Annotated in this window: 2 protein-coding genes and 1 pseudogene; 2 read left to right on the top strand and 1 reads right to left on the bottom strand. The window is 74.9% G+C overall.

Features of this window, described 5'->3' with window-relative positions; genetic code table 11:
* Positions 1-129 precede the first annotated feature (129 nt).
* Both RIF68_RS31920 and RIF68_RS31915 read left to right on the top strand, forming a co-directional pair.
* Complete coding sequence (locus RIF68_RS31920) at positions 130-708, top strand: isochorismatase family protein (protein WP_309054752.1); 579 nt, start codon at positions 130-132, stop codon at positions 706-708.
* A 344-nt stretch (positions 709-1,052) separates the two neighbouring features.
* Entirely contained in the window at positions 1,053-3,065 is a 2,013-nt protein-coding gene (locus RIF68_RS31915) for a SpoIIE family protein phosphatase (RefSeq protein WP_309054751.1), read from the top strand.
* 6 nt (positions 3,066-3,071) lie between these two features.
* On the opposite strand, the pseudogene RIF68_RS31910 reads toward RIF68_RS31915, so the two are convergent.
* Positions 3,072-3,336: pseudogene (locus RIF68_RS31910) on the bottom strand (hypothetical protein); the annotation flags it as partial.

Raw genomic sequence — 3,336 nt, 5'->3', positions numbered from 1 at the left:
CCGGCGGACTTCGGGTTGATCGAAAAGAGTGTGCACAGGGCCATCCTCGGCTATGGACCCCGGGCCTCCCTCGCGCACCACCTCGTTATTCCGTGGCCAGGGCGGGGGTCGGCCCGTGATGATGGGCGGATGGTCTCTTCCCTGCCACCGGTGGACGCCCTGCTCGTCGTGGATGTGCAGTCCGCCTTCGTCACCGGGCCCGGCGCCGTGCCCGACTCCCGCCGTCTGGTGGACCGTACGGGCGACCTGATCGCGCGGGCGCGGGCGGCCGGCGCGCTCGTCGTCCACCTCCAGAACGACGGACCGCCCGGTGCGGAGGACGAGCCGCACACCCCCGGCTGGGAACTCCACCATCCCGTCCTGCCCGGTCCCCGCGAGACGGTCATCCGCAAGACGTACGACGACGGCTTCGAGGACACGCCGCTCGGCGGCCTGCTGTCCGGCCTGGGCGTGCGCGCGGTCGCCGTCTGCGGCGTGATGTCGGAGATGTGCGTGCACGCGACGGCCCGTACGGCCCTGGATCTCGGCCACCGTGTCGTCGTGCCGTACGACGCGCACGCCACCCAGGACGTCCCGGCCGTGCCCGGCGTCTGCGAGGCGGTCCCGGCCGCCGTCGCCTCGCGGGTCGCCGCGTACGCCCTGGGCTCGGACGCGGAGGTCACCGTGCCGGCCTCCGCCGTCACCTTCAGGGCCCCCGGGGGCGGCTGAGGGCCCGCTCGGTCGGAGGCCTCGGGCCGGACGCCCGCGAGCGGCTCGGCCGTCCGGCCCGGAGCCCGCTCGGGGTGACGACCTCGTCTCCGCATACTCATGGAGGGTACGAAGCGCGACGAGGGACGCGCGGCTTCCCGGCGCCGGCCCCCGGCGGGCCGGCGCGACGGCGGACCACCGTTCGGCCCCGCCGCGCAGCGCCCGGCCGGGCGTCCTCGGCTAGGGTGAGGCGGTAGGGATCGCCCCCCGGGGGCCAGACCGATGCGTAGGTCGATGCGGTGGGCACTCATCAGTTTCCGAACAGGGTTCCGCAGCCGCCCCGGGCGGCCGTCGGGGACGCCGGTGTGCTCCGGGAACTGCTTCCCATCGCGCTCTGGCGGGAGGACGCCGAAGGCCGCATCGTCGAGTGGTCGCTCGCCGCCCAGGACCTCCTCGGCCACCGGCCCGAGCACGTGCTCGGACGCCTCGCCACCCCGCTCCTCGTCCCCGACGCCAACCGCGAACTCGCCGACCGGCTGACCCACCGCGTCCAGGCGGGCGAGACGATGGTCGGCACCCTGCCGGTACGCCACCGCGACGGCCACAACGTCGCCATGGAGATGTGGATCGTCCCGGCGGCCGACCCCCGGGGCCGGCCCGGCGCCATGCTGATCGCCGTCGAGACCTCCGAGGTCCTGCGGATGCGGGACAACCTCGCGGCGATGGAGAGCCTCTTCACCCAGTCGCCCATCGGCCTCGCCCTGCTCGGCCCCGACCTGCGGTTCCTCCGCGTCAACGACGCGCTCGCCCTGATGAACGGCGTGCCCGCCGCCGAACACCTCGGCCGGCGCCTCACCGAGGTCGTCCCCGGCGTCAACGCCGTCGCCCTCGAATCCCTGATGCGCCAGGTCCTGGAGAGCGGCACCGCCGTCGTGGACGCCCGCCGGGTCGGCCGCACCCCCGCCGACCCCGGCCGCGACCACATCTGGTCCTGCTCCTACGCGCCCCTGCTCGACCGCACCGGACAGCACCTCGGCCTCATCGCCTCCCTCGTCGACATCACCGAGAGCCAGGAGGCCCACATCGAGGTCGAGCGGGCCCGGCACCGCTTCGCCCTGCTCGCCGAGGCCGGCGCCCGGATCGGCACCACCCTGGACCTGCGCCAGACCGCCGAGGAGGTCGTCGACTTCCTCGTACCGCAGCTCGCCGACTCCGCCGACGTCCAGATCCTCACCTCCGTCCTCGCCCCCGACGACCCCGCCGAATCCACCCGCGGCCTCCTGCGCCGCCTCGCGGCCCGCTTCCCCGACCCCGCCGCGCCCACCGCCCTGCTCGCCGCCGGACAGACCTTCCAGCTGCCGCCGGGCTCCGTGTACGAGGAGGTCGTCGCCCGCGGCCGGCCCACCCGGCTCCGTACCTCCGACATCCCGGCCCTCTTCACCGACCCCCGGGCCGAGGCCCTGCGCTCCTACCTCGCCACCCGCATCGGCTCGGCCCGGCTCGTCCCCCTCGTCGCCCGCGGCACGGTCCTCGGCGCCGTCACCGTGACCCGGCTGCGCACCCGGGAACCCTTCGACGAGGAGGACGGCGTCCTCATCGACGAGGTCGTCGCCCGCGCCGCCCTCAACATCGACAACGCCCGCCTCTACACCACCCAGCGCGAGGCCGCCCTCACCCTCCAGCGCAGCCTGACCAACAGCGCCCTCCCCGACGTCACCGGACTCGAACTCACCGGCCGTTACCTGCCGGCCAGCGCCCACGACGTGGGCGGGGACTGGTTCGACGCCATCGCCCTGCCCGGCGGCCGCACCGGACTTGTCATCGGGGACGTCATGGGCCACGGCATCCACGCCGCCGCCGTCATGGGCCAGCTCCGCACCGCCGTACGGACCCTGGCCCGCCACGACATCGCACCCGCCCGGATGCTCAGCTCCCTCGACGCCGTCGTCTCCGACCTCGGCGAGGACACGATGGCCACCTGCGTCTACGCGGTCCACGACCCGGCCGCCGGCACCTGGGCCGTCGCCCGCGCCGGGCACCCGCCGCCCGCCGTCGCCACTCCCGACGGCGCCATCACCTTCCTCGACGGGTCGCCCGGCACACCCCTGGGGACCGGCGGCCGCGACTTCGCCACCGAGGAGGTCACCCTGCCGCCGGGCGGTCTTCTCGTGCTCTACACGGACGGACTCATCGAGGCCCGCCACCGCGACCTCGACCAGGGCATGGACGAACTGGCCCGCGCCCTGCGGCCGTTCCTCTCCAGCCCCCTGGAGACGCTCTGCGACGAGGTCCTGGCGCGGGTCCTGTCGGCGCCCGCGCAGGACGACGTGGCGATGCTCCTCGCCCGTACCACCGAGGCCGGAGCCGGCACGGACTGAGGCGCGTCAGGCCGCGGTGTGCGACAGCCGGTACTGGTCGCGCAGCAGGGCGATCTCGGCCCCGTGATGCAGGAGTTCCTGGTTCACCCACCAGACGACGTCGAGGAACGGGTCCTCCGGGTCACTGCCGTACGGGTAGGTGCTGTGGCGGGACCCCGGCCTGGAGGGCAGGGGCCGCCTTCCGCCCCGGTGATCACCGGAGGGGAGTGATCCCAGGCCCGCGGGGCAGGGGGCCGCATCGGGCCGTTCGCCCCCCGCTCCGCGCACCGGC

This window comes from Streptomyces sp. (genome assembly GCF_031178505.1).
GTDB classification, from domain to species: domain Bacteria; phylum Actinomycetota; class Actinomycetes; order Streptomycetales; family Streptomycetaceae; genus Streptomyces; species Streptomyces gulbargensis.
The sequence above is the reverse complement of the archived record's forward strand: the minus strand, read 5'-3'. Positions and strand labels throughout refer to the sequence as shown.

What these genes read in the sequence shown, in the direction of transcription:
- RIF68_RS31920 (WP_309054752.1), top strand. Translation starts at nt 130, where the DNA reads ATGGTCTCTTCCCTGCCACCGGTGGACGCCCTGCTCGTCGTGGATGTG.